The organism is Pseudomonas sp. LTJR-52 (assembly GCF_003691465.1).
Taxonomy (GTDB): domain Bacteria; phylum Pseudomonadota; class Gammaproteobacteria; order Pseudomonadales; family Pseudomonadaceae; genus Chryseomonas; species Chryseomonas luteola.
In genome coordinates, this window is the sequence record NZ_CP033105.1 from 5,123,911 (window position 1) to 5,141,309 (window position 17,399).

12 protein-coding genes and 2 pseudogenes are annotated in these 17,399 nt (G+C 50.1%); 5 read left to right on the forward strand and 9 right to left on the reverse strand.

All coding sequences use genetic code 11. From position 1 onward, the window contains the following. Positions 1–74: 74 nt before the first annotated feature. Both EAW52_RS23640 and EAW52_RS23645 read right to left on the reverse strand, forming a co-directional pair. Entirely contained in the window at positions 75–1,070 is a 996-nt protein-coding gene (locus tag EAW52_RS23640) for a tripartite tricarboxylate transporter substrate binding protein (RefSeq protein WP_256680673.1), read from the reverse strand. Between the two features lie 140 nt (positions 1,071–1,210). Continuing rightward, positions 1,211–2,218, reverse strand: coding sequence for a LysR family transcriptional regulator (locus EAW52_RS23645; protein WP_122044315.1), 1,008 nt, complete (start codon positions 2,216–2,218; stop codon positions 1,211–1,213). 147 nt (positions 2,219–2,365) lie between these two features. Here EAW52_RS23645 and EAW52_RS23650 point away from each other — a divergent pair, with 147 nt between their 5' ends. Further along, on the forward strand, positions 2,366–3,541 hold the full coding sequence (locus tag EAW52_RS23650; RefSeq protein WP_177411940.1) for a fumarylacetoacetate hydrolase family protein: 1,176 nt from the start codon (positions 2,366–2,368) through the stop codon (positions 3,539–3,541). An 81-nt stretch (positions 3,542–3,622) separates the two neighbouring features. Here EAW52_RS23650 and EAW52_RS23655 read toward each other — a convergent pair whose 3' ends face one another. Further along, a complete protein-coding gene (locus EAW52_RS23655) occupies positions 3,623–4,558 on the reverse strand; it encodes a LysR family transcriptional regulator (RefSeq protein ID WP_122044317.1) in 936 nt (311 codons plus the stop codon). A 178-nt stretch (positions 4,559–4,736) separates the two neighbouring features. Between EAW52_RS23655 and EAW52_RS23660 the strand changes: the two genes are divergently transcribed. Next, positions 4,737–5,876, forward strand: a complete 1,140-nt coding sequence (locus tag EAW52_RS23660) for an iron-containing alcohol dehydrogenase (protein ID WP_122044318.1) — start codon at positions 4,737–4,739, stop codon at positions 5,874–5,876. A gap of 729 nt (positions 5,877–6,605) precedes the next feature. On the opposite strand, the gene EAW52_RS23665 is transcribed toward EAW52_RS23660, so the two are convergent. The 4 genes and pseudogenes from EAW52_RS23665 to EAW52_RS23680 all read right to left on the reverse strand — a co-directional run bounded on the left by EAW52_RS23665 (position 6,606) and on the right by EAW52_RS23680 (position 11,264). Further along, a complete protein-coding gene (locus tag EAW52_RS23665) occupies positions 6,606–7,487 on the reverse strand; it encodes a LysR substrate-binding domain-containing protein (RefSeq protein ID WP_122044319.1) in 882 nt (293 codons plus the stop codon). A gap of 172 nt (positions 7,488–7,659) precedes the next feature. Next, positions 7,660–8,821, reverse strand: a pseudogene (locus EAW52_RS23670) (IS3 family transposase). 66 nt (positions 8,822–8,887) lie between these two features. Next, complete coding sequence (locus tag EAW52_RS23675; RefSeq protein WP_122044320.1) at positions 8,888–9,574, reverse strand: dihydrofolate reductase family protein; 687 nt, start codon at positions 9,572–9,574, stop codon at positions 8,888–8,890. Between the two features lie 772 nt (positions 9,575–10,346). Beyond that, complete coding sequence (locus EAW52_RS23680; RefSeq protein WP_122044321.1) at positions 10,347–11,264, reverse strand: LysR family transcriptional regulator; 918 nt, start codon at positions 11,262–11,264, stop codon at positions 10,347–10,349. Positions 11,265–11,385: 121 nt separating this feature from the next. Here EAW52_RS23680 and EAW52_RS23685 point away from each other — a divergent pair, with 121 nt between their 5' ends. Further along, positions 11,386–12,162, forward strand: a complete 777-nt coding sequence (locus EAW52_RS23685) for an SDR family NAD(P)-dependent oxidoreductase (protein WP_122044322.1) — start codon at positions 11,386–11,388, stop codon at positions 12,160–12,162. 11 nt (positions 12,163–12,173) lie between these two features. Continuing rightward, complete coding sequence (locus EAW52_RS23690) at positions 12,174–13,163, forward strand: aldo/keto reductase (protein WP_256680674.1); 990 nt, start codon at positions 12,174–12,176, stop codon at positions 13,161–13,163. A gap of 1,223 nt (positions 13,164–14,386) precedes the next feature. On the opposite strand, the gene EAW52_RS23700 is transcribed toward EAW52_RS23690, so the two are convergent. After that, entirely contained in the window at positions 14,387–14,758 is a 372-nt protein-coding gene (locus EAW52_RS23700) for a hypothetical protein (protein WP_122044323.1), read from the reverse strand. Between the two features lie 23 nt (positions 14,759–14,781). Here EAW52_RS23700 and EAW52_RS23705 point away from each other — a divergent pair. Next, a pseudogene (locus EAW52_RS23705) lies at positions 14,782–15,540 on the forward strand (IS110 family transposase); the annotation flags it as partial. A gap of 852 nt (positions 15,541–16,392) precedes the next feature. Here the strand turns inward: EAW52_RS23705 and EAW52_RS23715 are convergent. Continuing rightward, positions 16,393–16,854: a GyrI-like domain-containing protein gene (locus EAW52_RS23715; protein ID WP_122044325.1), complete on the reverse strand. Its 462-nt coding sequence runs from the start codon at positions 16,852–16,854 to the stop codon at positions 16,393–16,395. Positions 16,855–17,399 lie beyond the last annotated feature (545 nt).

Genomic DNA, 17,399 nt, shown 5'->3' on the forward strand with positions numbered 1-17,399 from the left:
CCTTCCGGTTGTGCATATAAAAACTGTCTGCGCCAAAATTGATCTACTTTGAGGCAGACAGCTCCTGGAAAGACCTATTTTTTCAGGCCTACCTTTTCAATAATGCCGCCCATATAGGCGTCGTTCGTTTTCAAAAATTCTTTGAAGTCAGTGGCGTTGCGCCACTCTACGCCGAAACCTTGTTTCTTCATGAAGCGCTGGTAGGTGTCGCTTTGATAAGCAGCGTCAAGCGCTTTCTCCAGTGTTGCTACGACCTCAGGGTCCATACCTTTCGGACCGGCAATACCGCGCCATTCACCCAGGATGTAATTACTACCAGTCGCTTCCTTGAGCGTAGGAATATCAGGAAAGCTGGGGTTTCTCTGGGGCGCTACAACGGCAAGGCCTTTGGCTTTACCGGCATCGATCATCGAACGTGCCTCAGGGACCGAGGAAGGAACTATTTCCACGCTTCCTGCGGCCAGTTCAACCATTGCTGGGGCAGCCCCTTGGCTTGGAATCCAGGTTATGTGATCAGGGGCGATGCCCTGATCAAGGAGCAGACCGGCAAAAGCGATGTGCCAGATTCCCCCAAGACCAGTGCCAGAGGCTTTGAATGTGCCTTTGGGCTCGCTCTTGATAGCCTGTAGTAACGATTGCACGGTATCATACGGTGCATTGGCAGCAATCTGCACGCCCGGATAGTCATAGTTAGTCATGGCAATGGGTGTGAAATCTTCATGGCTAAGCTTGGTAAGGCCTTGCCAATGCAGCATGTTCAATTCACCCGTAATAAAGCCCAGCGTATAACCATCCGGCTTGGCCGCTGCCATGGCAGTATGCCCAACGACACCACTGCCTCCAGGGCGGTTGACAACGTTGATCGTAGTCTTTAGTTGCTCTTCTAGAGCAGCGGCAATACCTCTAGCTGCGGCATCACTACCCCCTCCAGCGGCCCAAGGGACGATTAATTGAATAGGCTTTTCGGGATAGGCGGCCATGGCCATTAGCGGCGAGACCAGTAAGGCGGGCAACAATAGGGTCTTCAGTAGACGATTGGAGCGTCGCTCAAGGCGATTCTTATTGTTCATGGCTGGTCTCACTTATTGAAATTATTGTCAGTGATGATCGAGGCGTCTTCATGTCTGCATGAGTTGCAATACATGAGAAGTGCGTCGAAGCCAAGCTATTAAGCACGGGGCGCGCTGTCTAATGAAGCTTTCTCATCAAGCTATAACGGTTGGTTATCAATGCTGCTTAACTGCATGTCGGCATTGGCACTGAACTCGAGCATGTCAATAAATAGTTGGGCGGCAGGAGACAGGAGTTCATCTTTTCGAGTCAGGATGCCATAGCCTAGCGGATTAATGCTGAAGGTGCTCGATAAGGCATGCAGGCTTCCACTGGTTAGATAGGGTCGTACAACGGTTTCGGGGAGAAGGGCTAGAGCGTTGCTATTTTGCAAAAGATGCAGGGTTGTCTGTACCGATGTGGTCTCTATGCTATCGACAGGAGAGGCTATGTCGGCTTGACCGAACGCATGCTCCATTATCTGTCGGAGGGGAGTATTCAAAGGGTAGAGTACCCAGGGCCAATCAATCAGCTCTTTGGCTGAAATATCTTTTTGTGTACAGAGGGGGTGGGAGGGATTTACAGCAATCAGGAAGGGCTCACTGGCCAACGGCTGATAAGTGAAATACTGCTGCTGGTATGATTCCGTAAAGCGCCCTACAACCAAATCGAGCTGCTTATGCTCTAGCATTTGTAGCAAATAGTCGCTGGTTTGCTCGACTAGCTCGATGGACAATAATGGGCGCTTCTGCTTCATCAGCAATATGGCCTTAGGCAGCGTAAGCGCCGTTGCAGCGTAAATTGCTCCGATTTTGATATAGCCATAACCACCATGGCGCAAATTGTCTAATTGTCGACTAAAAGCGAGGTTGTCATTAAGGGTACTTTGGGCATAGCGGACAACTACCTGCCCTAACTCCGTTACAGCTAGTTTTCTAGGCAGGCGCTCGAACAGAGCAAAGCCGAACTGTTCTTCAATGTCGCGAAGCATTTTGCTGATAGCCGGCTGGCTTAGGCACATCTGTTGTGCCGCCAAGTGCATGTTGCCGGTACGCGCCAACGTATCGATCAAGACCAGATGCCGAAAACGCAGCCAACTCTGCAACGCGAACGACTTGCCTGTTCTTTCCGGTATCCCTAAGGCGTCCTGTTTCGATAACAAAGTCATATCGTCCCTTGAAAAATTGTCATTGGTCGGGCCACGGTACGGTTGGTTATGGTCGCACAGCTCATTGCTCTACTCCATGTCGGCTATATCGGTTTCAGGCCGAGTGGGGCCTAGTCGCTTCTAAGAAGAGATAGAATATCCATGGCTATACCGCTCTTGCTGACATCTGAAAACACACTGCCTGCTGATGGTCTAAAAGGTACTTTGATTGGTCGCGCCTGGGTTCCGGGAGATCTGGCAGGACCTTCCCCGATCCAGCTGCGCGATGAAGGGGTATATGACCTGTCCTCATCTTCATCGACCTTAAGTGCTTTGTTTGAAGGGCCTGATCTCTTATCACACTTACGGGAAGCGCCTGGAACGTATCTCTGCTCAGTAGCGGAGCTACTGGCTAATAGCGGAAGTCAAAGAGATCCCAGGTTACCAAGCCTGCTACCGCCTGCAGACTTGCAGGTGATCAAGGCAGCAGGGGTTACCTTTGCGGCCAGCATGGTCGAGCGCGTTATCGAAGAACGTGCCGGTGGTAATCTCCAAAAAGCCGAATCGATTCGTGCCAAGGTGCGTAACATCATTGGTGATAACTTGCGTAACGTGGTGCCAGGCTCGGACAGCGCACAGCAGCTAAAGGAGTTGCTAATCGAGCAGGATCTCTGGTCTCAATACCTAGAGGTGGGTATAGGGCCTGACGCTGAAATATTCACCAAGGCGCCCGTATTGGCTTCGGTCGGGAGTGGAATGGATATTGGTCTGCACCCGGGCTCGGCCTGGAACAATCCCGAGCCTGAGGTTGTTCTGGTGGTAAACAGTCGTGGTGAGGTTGTAGGCGCTACCCTGGGTAATGACGTTAACCTGCGAGATTTCGAAGGCCGTAGCGCCCTGTTACTAAGTAAGGCCAAAGACAACAATGGTTCTTGCTCCCTTGGGCCATTTATTAGACTGTTCGATGAAAGCTTTGGGATAGACGATATACGTTCTTGTAACGTGGATTTACGTGTAGAAGGGGAAGACGGCTTTGTTCTAAATGGCCGTAGTTCGATGAGTCAGATCAGCCGTGACCCATTGGATTTAGTGAATCAGACAATCAATCGCAATCATCAGTATCCCGATGGTTTTTTGCTTTTTATGGGCACACTTTTCGCTCCGACGGAGGATCGCGATCATCCTGGCGGTGGTTTTACACATAAATTACATGATCGGGTCAGTATTTCTAGTACCCAGTTGGGTGGGCTACATAACCGGGTGAATCATAGTAACGCTGTAACACCTTGGGATTTCGGCGTATTAGCTTTGATGAAAAATCTCAGTCGTCGTCAATTGCTGTAGATCATCAACCAAGTCAACAGGGCGCGCTTTTCGTGTAGAGAGGCGCTCTTTGGAGCAAATGCCCTAAAGCGTTGGCATTGCTCACAAGAAAGGTTTTTCAGCGCTTGCCAGTACCTCGGTAAACAGATTGGCTACAGGTGAAAGCGTTGTGCCACGCCGTGTAATCAGCTGATAGGGCTCACTACGGCTATAAAGGGTCACTGGCAATCGTGTGGTTATGCCAAAGTGCATACAAAAATGCGCTACATCGTTAGAAAGCAGTGCTACGAAAGAAGGGTTTTGCTGAAGCAGGGTCAGGGTTGCAAGAGCCGAAGTGGTTTCAATCAGATACAGTGGAAAGCGCAGGCCAGCTTCATGAAACTCTCGCTCTAGAAGTAGGCGCATAGGCATGTGGGCGGAGTACACAACCCAACGTGAATCTGCCAGGTCTTTAAGAGAAAGCTTTTCACGATGTGCCATTGGATGAGTGGGGCTGGCTACAACGGCTAGCGTTTCATCACAAATATCCAGGCTGTCGTAGAGATCGGGATGGCGACTGATGCTGGTACGGCAGATAGCCAGATCAATACGCCCTTGATCAAGCAGCGTCAGCAGTTGAGCGCTGGTATCCTCCACGATTTTTACCGACAAAGCCGGCTGCTTATCTAGCAGTCTACTCAATGCTTTGGTTACGAACGGCACGGCTCCCATGATGACTCCAACCGATAGGCGACCGCCATGCCCTTGCAATATGCCAATCATCTCATCGCGTAAATGCGTTAAGTCTGTCTGGATTAGGCGTGCGTAGCGAATAGCACAATAACCTAGGTCGTTTGGCTCCAGCCCTCGGTTGGTCCTTGTGAACAAGGGCGCCCCTAATATCGTTTCAATCTCCTGTAGCGCTTTCGTGGCTCCCGGCTGACTGATAGCGACGTGTTCGGCTGCTTTGACGAGCGAGCCTTGCTCACCCAATGCGATCAGGAGGCGCAACTGCTTGAGCCGTAAGCGTGAAAAGATGGAGGTGACAGAAGGCAGCATGGATATAACCTTTTCTTATAGTTGTATCAGACCCCTTCATTAGCTGCAAAAGTACCCATGCAGTAGTGTCAGGTCGTAAGGCAAAGCTTGTCCTGGATTCGCCAGTGCCCTGATTGTATTTAAGGCATAGGCGCTTCAGCTATTACAAAAACAATCTCCGCACAAGGTTGAACCTACTATGGCTCTTATCAGCTATCTCACTCAGATTCAGTTCGATTACGGCTCGATTGCGTTATTGCAGCAGGAATGTGATCGCATTGGTATACAAAAACCTCTGGTAGTGACTGATGCCGGCGTGCGAGCTACAGGTATTGTGGATCGCGTTCTGACGCATCTCTCCCGTGGGCATTTAGTCGATATTTTTGACCAGACGCCAGCTAATCCAAACGAGGCGGCTGTACGCGCTGCTGCAGAGCTTTATCGTTCCCAGGGCTGTGATGGGATCATTGCCATTGGAGGGGGATCTTCAATTGATTTGGCCAAGGGCGCTGCTGTTTGCGGTACCCATGAAGGACCATTGAAGAGCTTTGCCTTTATCGAGGGTGGAGTGGGGCGTATCACTGCCCGTACGGCACCTGTAATTGCTATCCCTACAACGGCAGGTACTGGGAGTGAGGTAGGTCGTGGCGCTATTCTGATTCTGGATGACGGCCGTAAAGTAGGCGTGCTGTCGCCACACTTGATCCCCAAAGCGGCTATTTGTGACCCAGAGTTAACGCTAGGCTTACCTCCTTTGTTAACCGCTGCCACTGGTATGGATGCAATTGCTCATTGTCTGGAAACGTTTATGTCGCCTGCATTCAACCCGCCGGCTGATGGAATTGCCTTGGATGGATTACGACGAGCATGGCTTCATATTGAGCGCGCTACACACCAGCCAGCTGATCGGGAGGCTCGCCTAAACATGATGAGTGCCTCTATGCAGGGGGCAATGGCTTTCCAGAAAGGGCTGGGGTGTGTACATAGCCTCAGTCATTCGTTAGGAGGCCTTAATCCGCGTTTGCATCATGGGACGCTAAACGCAATTTTTCTGCCGGCCGTAATCACCTTTAATGCTAGCTCGGAATCGGTCCGGCAGGAAAACAAGTTGGAGCGCATCGCTCAGGCAATGAATGTGGGCGGTGCAGAAGCAGTCGTACCGGCTATCAGAGCGATGAATCAACGCTTGGGATTACCCAATAGCCTGACGCAGCTTGATGTAAAGAAGGCGATGTTTATACGAATCATCGAGGGGGCTTTGGCGGACCACAGTCACAAGACCAATCCGCGTATAGCCACTGCAGATGATTATGCCTGGATGCTTGAACAATCATTGTAGAATTCATGCAGCCTATTACTCGTTTATTGTTAGCATATACCGCCTGGGTCATCTTCAGGCGGTATAGGCGTCTACCGTCGCAGCAGTAACCTCAGTCGAACTCTAGCCGTTTCTTACCCACACTTGACGCTCAGTAAATCAAACCAAGTCGAGTCAACTTTAGCTATATTAGCAATACGTACCTATCTTAGGCGATATGACAAGTCGGTAGCATTTCACAGTGATGAATCAACCGTCTTTCATAATAATAACCACAAGCAAGTGCAGGCCAGCCGGAGCGACACGCGTTTTGCGCCGGACGATGTATGAGCTGAACATCCGAGTATATTTGTGTCAACTCTAGCCAAGCCAAGGGTAGGTTAAGCGGACGCACCTTGCCTTGCTAAGTCTACTGGACGCAGGTTGAGGGTGCGAATATCGATACGCTAGCATCCACCAATAGGCATCTTTTGCAGTTCATGGCACATGACAATCGGGGTTTCGCCAACCCATAATTACGGCATTTCATTTATTGAGTTTAGCTACGACCATCCAGGTTAAACAGTATGGTTAATCTAACCTAAGCCTATATTCGCTTAGGTATGTCCTGATGAGGAGCGGTGCTCAAGCTTGCCAAGGTTATGACAAGCATGGGTCAAAGGCAGATGTTGATTCTGCAAGACCAGAAGCTATCAATGAACGCATAGGTGTTAAATTTATCATCTAACACAAAATCACCAGCTAGCTCTTCTAATTCTTATGTATGTCACTGAGATAGCTTATTAAGTGAGGCAGACAAGGATTCTTATTTTTTGGATTCCAATAGATGCCCTGTTCGATTACAGGCGACTCAATCAGAGGTAGAAACACAGCTCCAGGAACTTTTATCTTCCTCATAGAGTCTGGTACTAGGGCCACACCGATACCTTTAGCGACAAGATCGATAATGTTCTGCTGCAAGTGCGCTTCGACCTTGATAAGGGGTTCAAAATTGTATTGACGACAGCAAGCGGACACTGTTTCATGCAATCTTGGCGCAGTAGAGTTCGTAAATGCCACAAAATGATCTGAAGCCAAATCGCCTACTGATATGCGCAGCTCAGAAGCTAAGGAATGATGATTAGGCAACACTGCACAAAGAGGTTCTCGATATAGGATCTTGTAGCACAACGAATGGGTAAGTTGTAGTGGAAAGCTAATTCCTATATCGACATCCCCTGTTATAAGCGCTTGATACATATTATTAGGAAGAGTCTCGTCAAGGATTATCGCTATATCTGGGCGCAATTTAGCAAATACTGCAACAAGCTCAGGCAATACGTACCATGCTGAATACATTGTAAAACTAATTCGAAGTTCGCCTCGCTCCCCTAATGCAGTCGCTTGTGCCTTTTGTATAGCGGCATCTATGTCAGCCAACAACCGGGTCGTACTTGCAAGAAAGCTTTTTCCGGCAGGGGTCAACGCTAGAGAACGAAAGTTACGGATAAACAAAGGCGTTCCGAGGGACTCTTCTAGGGCTGCGATTTGGCGACTCAACGGCGGTTTCGTGATGCTGAGCTGCTGAGCAGCTAGACCGAAATCTAGTGTCTGTGCAAGCACAACGAAACTACGTAGCTGCCGAAGATCCATAATTTATGTCCTTTAGTATTATTGTTTTTTCTAAATAGCATTGGCTGATATGGCTTAACAACACTTCATCACCGTTTTAGGTGCTAATGAGTTCTGTCGCTAGCACGCTGCTGCCTACCTCAGCCTGACTGTGATCCGCTTCTTTGGTTACATAAGCGTTTCGATGTAGTGGTCAACTAATCTCGGACACGACGTTAAGTTTTTTCTCGGCCTGAGCGGGGGCCAGTCCATTATTGAATTGGTGCGGCCTAATCCAGTTGTACCGATGCGTCAGGTAATGACTGATGTCGCGGCGCGCTTCTTGAGCTGTCATGTAGCCCACAGTCGGTATCCATTCAGTTTTCAAGCTGCGAAACACACGCTCCATTGGCGCATTAGTCCAGCAGTTTCCACGACGGGTCATGCTTTGGCGCATGCGGTAACGCCAGAGTCGTTGGCGAAACTGGCGACTGCTATATTGCGAGCCCTGATCCGAGTGAAACAGCAGCCCTTGAGGTCTGCCCCGTTGTTCGTAAGCCATATCCAGCGCCTTGATGATCAGATTAGCATACGGCTTATTTGACAGCGCCCAACCCACAGTTCGTCGTGTATAGAGGTCCAGAACGACAGCTAGGTAATGCCATTTCCCTTGAACCCAGATGTAGGCGATGTCGCCACACCAGACCTGATTCGGCGCCGGCACCTCAAACTCTCGATTCAAGATGTTTGGAATGTCAGGCCGCTCAACCGTCGCTTGTTTATAGGCACGTGATCCAGGTTGTTTGCTAACCAATTCCAGTTCCCGCATCAGGCCTCGCACCTTGAACCGCCCGATTTGCTCACCGTCTTCCTGCATCATCGACATGATGCTACGGCTACCGGTGGCGCTTCGACTTTGCGTAAACAGTTCGTTGAGCCGACTACGCAACCGAAGCCGCTCAACGTCCGGAGCTCGGCGCCTGAGGCGGTGGGAGTAGTAACACGAGCGAGTAATATCAAAGACTGTGCAAAGCTAATCGACCGGCTCTTGGGCGCTCAGCTGATCAATCAGCGCGTGCGCTCGTGCTCTTCCAATATGAAGAGCGAGGTAGCTTTTTTAAAATAGATCTCTCCCGTTCAAGGCGAGCGATTCGAGCTTCCAGTTCCTATATTTTCTGCTGCTCAGGCGTCATTGCCTTGCTCTGCGGAGTAACGCCGTTGCGCTCCTGCTGGAGTTGACTAACCCAGCGACGCAACGCGGACTCGACCGCCCCAAGCGAGCGGCTGGCTTCGATATGGCTATAGCCTTGATTGAGCACGAGGCCTGCGGCCTCGCGTTTGAATTCGGTGGAAAAAGAACGACGTTGCTTGGTCATCAGCCACCACTCTATGGCGAGCATACTCGCCTAAATCGGTGTCCGGAATCAGTAGACCACTACATATCAGGCCTTCTGATAGCGCAGCCAGACAGCTCCGCCTTCTTGCACCTCAGCAGAAGTAAGCTGCAGATGTGCAGGTTGTTTCCAGGCCGACGACGCCACCTCGAATGACGCAGGATGTTCACCACGGCCGTCCACCAGCGGCAAAACCAACACACTGACCTCGTCCACCAAGCCGGCATTGATAAATGAGCCGCTGACATGCGGGCCGCCCTCGACGATCAGCCGCTTGCAGTTCAGCTCTTCCGCCAGGATAGTAATGACCTGTTGCAAGTCGATCTCGGTCTTGCCCGCAAAGATGTACGACACGCCGATCGACTGCAGATACGCCAGATAGTCGTCTGCCACCGCCTCGGTCAACACCTCAACCACGTGTGAACCCAACGCCTGACTGCTCTTCCATCCTACTTTACCCTGCGGGTCAATTGATACCGCATACGTTTCTGCACTTCGCTCGACGATATGATGGGTGCGTGGAATTGATGATTTTGCAAGTCCTGTCGGATATCCCTCATCGTGAGCGATTTCCTGCATTGTCACGCGTCCACAGATCCACGCATCAAATTCGAACGTCTGCGCAAGCTTTTCATACAAATCTCCAGCGGCTTTCTTGAATGCACGATCCCACCCATCAGTCAGCGCGTGGCCGTCTAGGGAGGACATCATATGGCAAACGATATAGGGTTTCATGGGAACTCCGATGTGTCAGGAAAAGATTTGAAGTGGACTGCGATCTAAAGGAAGGAGTTCAGTGCTTGATGAGGATGGTGGATGATGGTTTTTCGGTAGGAATAAGGAATTTTCGTTACTGTAGAGAGAAGTAAAGCGAGTAGTTAACGTACGTTTTTTCTAAGAACATCAGAGGGTGAGCTAAACCAACTGGCGCGACTTCGCGGCGGAAGACTATACGATCACAACATTCGGGTGGATACCTTTTGAATTCTGCAAAGCCAGCTTTGAAGCTAGCCCTGTTCAACTGAGCAGCCATCAACTAGGCGAACTTGCAATGGATCAGCGTATGTCGCAGAACAGATGCGACTCTTTGCGCAGCAGATTGAACTATGGCCGGTAACTACGTCGGTATGCAGCCTGCAGGTCTAGAGCTTTATGAAGACCACCAAACGTAATTCTGTGCCTATATGCCGCGACCAAGCCAGGAGATGGCGTTACATAGCTTAGTGATGGCCTTCAGGTATTACAGCGAGCAGCATCCACACAGCGCCTGGAACTATCGATTTTCGGGAGTTCAGGCGTATGAAAGGCGGTAAAAAATTACAGGGTGCCGGTATCCTGTCTTCTAGGGACCAGTCCACTTGGGAAGCACTTTATCAGTAAACGTTGGACAGCAACTGGATAGCTCAATGATGAGCCGGCCTGTCTATCTCCGCTAGGTACATGCCACTCCAAGCCAGCGTCGCCCTATAGAACAGACATCTGCTAGGATAAAAACTACACTTCAAGACTAGAATATTGCGGCTAGATTATTTTGGGATCTAACTATATTAATTAAAATATGAAGAGCCGGATGAGTGTGACGACGACCGCTATAATAAATATGAAATGGTGCTCCAGCTGAAGAGTAATTCTCTAATACAACTTTCAGTTTCCCCTCCTCCAGCTCTTTCTTGATACGAGCCTCTAACAAATACGCAAGGCCAATACCGGACTCAGCAGCGGCAATGGTAGTAGCAGTATCGTTTATGGTAATCAGCCCAGGAACCTGAATTCTCTGTTCTGAAGCTCCCTGCCCAAACTCCCATCGATAGCTTGAATTATCGCCAAGAAGTAGCTGAAGGCAGTTGTGGTTCATAAGATCTGAAGGGCTATTGGGTTGCCCATGCATTTGTATATATGAAGGAGATGCAACAACCACCCATCGGTGAGGGCCACTCAATGGTATAGCGACCATATCTTCCGGAATGTAGTCTCCATAGCGTATTCCTGCATCATAGCCTTCCTCGACTATATCAATTGGTCTATCTTCAACTACCACTGTCAAACGAACGTTGGGGCATTGCTTCGCAAACTCAGAAAGAGCTGGTGTTATCAGTAAATGAGCCGCATCTGCAAAGACATTAATTCTTAGTTCTCCAAATCGAGCATATCCAGGCTTACCTATTGTATCAAGCGCTAGGCCAATACGGTCGAAGCCTTCCTCTAGGTGTTTGGCTAATTCAAGGCCGGTGTCAGTTAGCGAAACTGCACGTGAGCTTCTATTAAGTAGCTTAGCTCCTAGACGTTCTTCTAGCCGACGCATGGCATGACTTACTGCAGAGGGCGTCAAGCCAAGCTCGATCGCTGCCACTTTAAAACTTCGTCTACGAGAAACGTTTAAAAATAATTGCAAATCTGCAAGGTCAGTACGGTCAAAGCGGGCCATGGATGAATGTCATTCACTGAATTAGTGATCCTGATTCAGCTGAAAATATCACACTTGATCCTCTACAAACGCCAAGATGTCTTTAGTTCAGAGCCAATAAAACAACAAAGAGGGTGATTCTTTGATTGATTTTCGAAAAATCCACATAAATGACCTGAAAGATAAACGAATTCTTGTAACAGGAGGATCAACTGGGATTGGTGCAGCCGTAGTAAAAGGTTTCGTAGCACAAGGGGCTCGTGTGGTTGCGCATTACAACGAGAGCAGTAACGCAGCGTCTGCTCTACGTACCGAAGCCCCTGACCATATTCATATTCTCCAAGGTGACTTAAGCCAATCTGGCACAGCAACCCGTCTTGTTGAAGAGGCAGCAAAGCTTCTTGGAGGCTTAGATGGTCTTATCAATAACGCAGGTGGCATGCTTGGACGTATTCATAGTACCGAAATAGGGCTAGAGCATTACGAGCAGGTAATGGCTTTGAACGCAAAGTCAGTATGGGAGGCCACTATCGCAGCACATACTCATCTTAAAGCTGCCGGAGGAGGATTTGTTATTAATACAACTTCTATAGCAGCAAGAAACGGTGGCGGTAATGGCGCCGTGCTATATGCCGCAGCGAAGGCTTTTGTCAGTAATCTAACTCGAGGCCAAGCAAAAGAGTTCGTGAGCGATGGAATCCGTGTTAACGCCGTGTCGCCAGGACTTATCGAAACTGCCTTCCATGACCGATATACCCCCCCTAATGTCTTAGCCTCCCAGCGTATAACGATACCTATGGGGCGGGGAGGCATCCCAGAGGAATGTGTTGGTGCATTTCTTTTCCTTGCTTCAGAAACGCTGTCTGGTTACGTCACTGGTCAGATCATTGAAGTTAACGGCGGGCAATTAATGCCATGAATAGGGAGAACATGATGAAGCTCAGACCTTTTGGACGTACCGGTATAAGTATCTCAGAAATAGGCTTTGGTGCATGGGCTATTGGCGGCTCTTGGGGCAATGTCTCAGAAGCTGATGCCCGTGCGGCATTACACGCGGCGTTGGACTCCGGAACAACGTTCATCGACACGGCTGACGTTTATGGAGATGGCCGTTCAGAACGAATTATTGCTAGTGTTCTAAAGGAAAGAGGGGGCGAAAAACCTTTTGTGGCGACAAAAATGGGGCGCCGTTTAGAGCCTCATACGGCAGATGGGTATTCATTAAATAACTTAAGCCGCTTCGTAGATCGCTCCTTGAAAAACCTGCAGTGCGAGCGCCTTGATCTAGTACAACTTCATTGCCCACCAACAGAGGTTTTTTACCGACCAGAAGTGTTTGAAGCGATGGAGTCTCTTGTCGCTAGCGGCAAAATTCAACATTACGGTGTTTCAGTGGAAAAAGTAGAGGAAGGTCTAAAGGCTATCGAATATCCAAGCGTTGCCTCGGTCCAGATTATCTACAATATCTTCCGTCAGAGACCCAATACATTATTCTTACAAGAAGCAAAAAAACGCGGTGTAGCCGTTATAGCTCGTGTTCCGCTGGCATCTGGTTTATTGACCGGAAAGATGAAAACAACAACAGTTTTTGACTCAGAAGACCATCGTGCTTTCAACCGAAATGGCGAGGCCTTTGACAAAGGTGAAACGTTTGCTGGCGTGCCTTATGAGGTGGCGCTAGAGGCCGTCGAGCAGATACGCCGTTTAGTTCCGGAGGGCTTAACAATGTCGCAGTTGGCATTGAAATGGATCCTAATGGAAGAAGCTGTAACGTCCGTTATTCCTGGGGCTAAAAATGCCGAGCAGGCTACTACCAATACCAAAGCGAGTCAGCTGGAACCCTTGTCAGATGAAGCAATGACTGTACTTCATGAACTCTACACAACCAAGATTGCACAATATGTTCACCAGCGATGGTAAAGGGTTCCGTCTAGGTACTCTTCCATACCCTAACAGTTATTCGTAGTCGGGGCGTTTTCCATGAGCGCTAATGCATGGCACTTAGCGCTCTCTAGGTGCTTTGGCAATAGCATAGGTATTTGGTCCCAGGGGAGAAAGGGTTTGTGGTATAGCCCTCTATCGGAGGAGGATCCATGGCTCAAGTTCTACACACTTGCCACGCCCACGCACGTTATCCGAGTAGAATGCAAGCGTAGCAGGATTCGATCGCGACGTTGAGCAAGCGCTACAACTTAAATCCGAAAACAGTGATTAAATGGCGAAAACGCGACTCGGTTGAAGATCAGCCTATGGGGCCTCGAGATCCGCATTCGACCTTCCTGACCCTGCTAAAGAGGCAGCTGCCATCGCGTTTCGGCAGAAGACGTTGCTGCCTCTGGACGATTGTCTGTATGCCTTGCAGCGCTTTATACCCAGGCTTTAACGCTCCAGTCTGCATTGGCTCTTCCAGCGACACGGCATCAGCAACCTGTCACGCTCAGCTGAGCCGGTACGTGAGAAGAAGACCTTCAAACGTTACTCGTTGGGTTATTTGCGTATCGATATCACAGAGATGGATATCGCAGAAGGACAGGCCTATCTGTTCGTGGCGATCGCACGTCGAAGTTTTTGTATGCCGAACTGCATGAGTAAATAAAACGCAAGAATGCCGTCAGCTTTCTGGAAGTCACACTCAAAACGTTACCCTTTAAACTACATACGGTACTGACTGAGAGAGCCATCGGGTTTGCCAGGAGGATCGGTACAGAGCGCTACTACGCTCATCCTTTCGATGCGGTCAGCCATCAGCACGGCATCGAGCATCGGCTAACCAAGCTCTTTCATGCCAGCATCAATGGCCAAGTTAAGCGTATGAACCGCACGATAAAGCAAGCCACTACCAAGGCCTTTGACTATGCCTTGCTTAAACAGCTGCACGATCATCTAAAGGATTATCTGTGGGCCTTTAAAAGCGCTCGTCCAGTACGCGCTTTAAAAGGCCAAACATCGATTGGTTTTATCCTCAAGCAATGGCACAAACAGCCACCGCTCTTTTTAACCCACCCAAACGCTTCTTTCCAGGACCTAACGCCTAGGCCCGGAGCCTATATCAGCAGGCTTCGAGCCTGACTACACCGCTAATGAGGCGGGTGTACCAAGCAGAAGCAGATTCTCCTTCTCATAACCTTGATATTACGGTTGGATTAGCAAAGAGCCTGCGTGGCCAGTGCCGTTTGAGTTACTCCGCCCTGTGCTTGGGGGGGCCTTCCCTTAGCCATCTGCGCCACGCTATCTACCTGGGATATACCGCATTCGGTTAGCCACGAGCCAAGTCCGCTTTGCTGGGTAACGTCCAACCGAATGTACTGGCCCGCCGCCTGGGTTAGCAAAGTGGCAATAAGTGCTTTGGTTTGTGTCTTTTTCTCAGCTACTAGTGGTCCAATAGCCATACCTCGCCCAAACGGGCGCAGCAAGGCAAAACCTACGATCTCTCCAGCACGTTTAATCCCCACTACTGCCTGTGCAACATCAAGCAGTGCGGTGATGATCAAGGTACGGTCTGTGCCGCTTGCCATGCAGGCTAATTTAGTCAAGCGAGCTGGAAGCAGCGCGCTGCCAGGAAATCCGCCCGGTTCCGGTCAAGAGTATGCAGCAACAGCAGGTGCAGCAACTCCACAAGCTGCGCGAGGGTTGGAAGAAATCCCGTGTTCAACGCATCAACCTGTTGCGCGGCATCCTGCGTGAAGCAGGGGTTGACGCACCGAATGGCATCAAGCCCTTTCTGCGCCAGGCGTGCGAGCTGATCGAGCGGGCCGAAGTGCGCGCCTTGCGCGGTGCGCTGCAAGTAGTGCTGGCTGAAGTCAACCTCTATGAACAGTCGATGCGCGAGTGCGAGGAGCAACTGGCACGCTGGCATGCCGATGACGAAATAGTCCATAAGCTCGACGAAGTCAGTGGCATTGGCCTGCTGACAGCCAGTGCGTTGAAGACCGCCGTTGGCAAGCCTGAACGTTTCGCCAGCGGCCGACACCTCAGCGCCTGGCTGGGCATGACGCCGAACGAATACAGCAGTGGGGAACGTCGCAAGCTTGGACGGATCAGTTGCAAAGGCAACGTCTACGTCCGCACTTTGCTGATTCATGGTGCGCGAGCCGCATTATTGGCAGCTAAACGCTGCAAGGCGCGAACACCTGAGCGGCTGACTCATCTGCAGCGTTGGGCCTTGGACACCGCTGAACGCATCGGCCATAACAAGGCCGCCGTGGCATTAGCCAACAAGCTGGTAAGGATCTGCTGGGCGGTGTGGTGCCATGAGCGACGGTTCAGCGGTAACTGGCAAAGCACAAAGCCTGCCTGACGGCGAGGCTAACAATGAAGTGAGTTTCTAGTGGTTGTGGTGAGAAGCGAGACTGTCGGAACAGGCGAGTCCTGCAGCAGAGCAAGGTCGATAACAATGATGATCTTTGTGATCGCTTGAACGCTTGGCCCCTGCTGCGCGAACTACAGAATGGCCAGGGCAGTGCCCAGTAAAGGCCGGATATACGAATGCAACCGCGCTGACGACAGGATCGAAAAAGCTATCCTCACTGCTTGTGGGGAGAGTCCATATACCGATTGTTATAAGCTACTCGGACGCCCCGTATGGGGATCCGAAATCTTCAGAGAACATGCCATTGTTTCGGACCCTTTCAACAGCTGAGATACAGTCATTGGTGGTTCCAATGTACATATAGTAGTCGTAGCCGAAATGTACAAACATTGAAGATTCGGAGACCAAATGGCACCCGATTTTTTCTCTGAGGGTGAGCTGAATTACCCGCTTAAGTTTTTCGCCCGAGTATGCGGCACCATTTTTTAATTGCAATCCGAATTCTTTGTATTTGTAGCCATTCCATACCGTAGAAAGCTGGAGTGAATCCAGCTGCATACACGCCATAAATGAAAATATGGCTTCTATATATCTGCTCTCTACTTTTTCATATTCTTCTGACGTTAATACCCCGTCGGCGAATTCTTTTCCAATATCGCAGAACGCTGTTCATTCGTTCTTGGTGTAGTGCCCAAGCTCGTTCCTGTTCGCGGGGTCATACTTCGTGACTCGGTACTGATATTTCATGGAGCCCTCACGGCTTATAACGCCACTGCTCAGGCGCGTGCGTATTCGCACGTCACCTGCAGCAACTTGTTGGGCCACAATGCCATGACTTGGTCAGCTGAGGGGTAAGTACACATCCGTGATCATCTCATGCTCTTGCACATTTGGCCCGACGTTCACGTAGTGAAAGAAGATCGGATATGTGCCGAGCTGCTCGCCACTTTTCGGCAACCATTCGCAATAGAGGTGAAGGGCAGCGGCATTAAATCGCCTAGAGCCCACGTGCCGCGCCATCGCACAACGATTCGCTGGAATGATCTTATTGATAATGCCTTGCGGGTTCGGCTGAACCGTTTGGTCGTAGGACACACAGAAATCCACGCGATGTTCTGCCGGAGCAACTGAGTGCGGGTCAGTGTAATGCACACCGTACGTACGGTGGTTTGCGGACGAAATGCGGTTGGCTATTCGCCACTCGATAAGCCTTTTGGATGTTTCATATTCGAGCTCGGGAGGACCGCGATGCTCGGCTACGGCAATTCGTGTTTCAGGGAACTTCATGATTGTCACTTCCATCAGCCACTCCGTTGCTCTTGCAGCCCAACTATTATTAGGCGTCAATTGACGGATAACACGCTGAGCGCGTCTGACGCATAAAACAGCATGTCATAATTTCCTTCCTGTCTAGCCCAGGCATTCCCGAGTCGAAGTGACGGTAATGAGAATTATACTATCGTCGATTCCGCTAGATTGGAGCCGTCCAGCATCGTAGTTTTACCGCTGCGCGGTATCAGCATAGTTAGATACCCTAAAGGATCACTTTCTGACCATACATAGCTATCGGGCAATCTTTCGGACATGGTTGGCGGAGACCACGAATTACCCGCGAGAGATCTGCGAGATGGCGCTGGCTCATACGCTGGACAGCAAGGCGGAAGCCGCCTATAACCGCGGGGATTTGCTGGAAAAGAGGAGGGGCTGAAGCAGGAGTGGACTAGCTTTCTCGACTGTCATCACCTTCCGCTAGAGCGATAAAGCGACAGCTGTCGACCTCTATCAATACCACTTTGCCCTACAGTTGTCGGCTGTTTGGAATGCAGAATATAAGCACGAATATAGCC

What these genes read in the sequence shown, in the direction of transcription:
- EAW52_RS23680 (WP_122044321.1), bottom strand. Translation starts at nt 11,264, where the DNA reads ATGGCCCGCTTTGACCGTACTGACCTTGCAGATTTGCAATTATTTTTA.
- EAW52_RS23655 (WP_122044317.1), bottom strand. Translation starts at nt 4,558, where the DNA reads ATGCTGCCTTCTGTCACCTCCATCTTTTCACGCTTACGGCTCAAGCAG.
- EAW52_RS23640 (WP_256680673.1), bottom strand. Translation starts at nt 1,070, where the DNA reads ATGAACAATAAGAATCGCCTTGAGCGACGCTCCAATCGTCTACTGAAG.
- EAW52_RS23690 (WP_256680674.1), top strand. Translation starts at nt 12,174, where the DNA reads ATGATGAAGCTCAGACCTTTTGGACGTACCGGTATAAGTATCTCAGAA.
- EAW52_RS23715 (WP_122044325.1), bottom strand. Translation starts at nt 16,854, where the DNA reads ATGGAAGTGACAATCATGAAGTTCCCTGAAACACGAATTGCCGTAGCC.
- EAW52_RS23645 (WP_122044315.1), bottom strand. Translation starts at nt 2,218, where the DNA reads ATGACTTTGTTATCGAAACAGGACGCCTTAGGGATACCGGAAAGAACA.
- EAW52_RS23665 (WP_122044319.1), bottom strand. Translation starts at nt 7,487, where the DNA reads ATGGATCTTCGGCAGCTACGTAGTTTCGTTGTGCTTGCACAGACACTA.
- EAW52_RS23660 (WP_122044318.1), top strand. Translation starts at nt 4,737, where the DNA reads ATGGCTCTTATCAGCTATCTCACTCAGATTCAGTTCGATTACGGCTCG.
- EAW52_RS23700 (WP_122044323.1), bottom strand. Translation starts at nt 14,758, where the DNA reads ATGGCAAGCGGCACAGACCGTACCTTGATCATCACCGCACTGCTTGAT.
- EAW52_RS23675 (WP_122044320.1), bottom strand. Translation starts at nt 9,574, where the DNA reads ATGAAACCCTATATCGTTTGCCATATGATGTCCTCCCTAGACGGCCAC.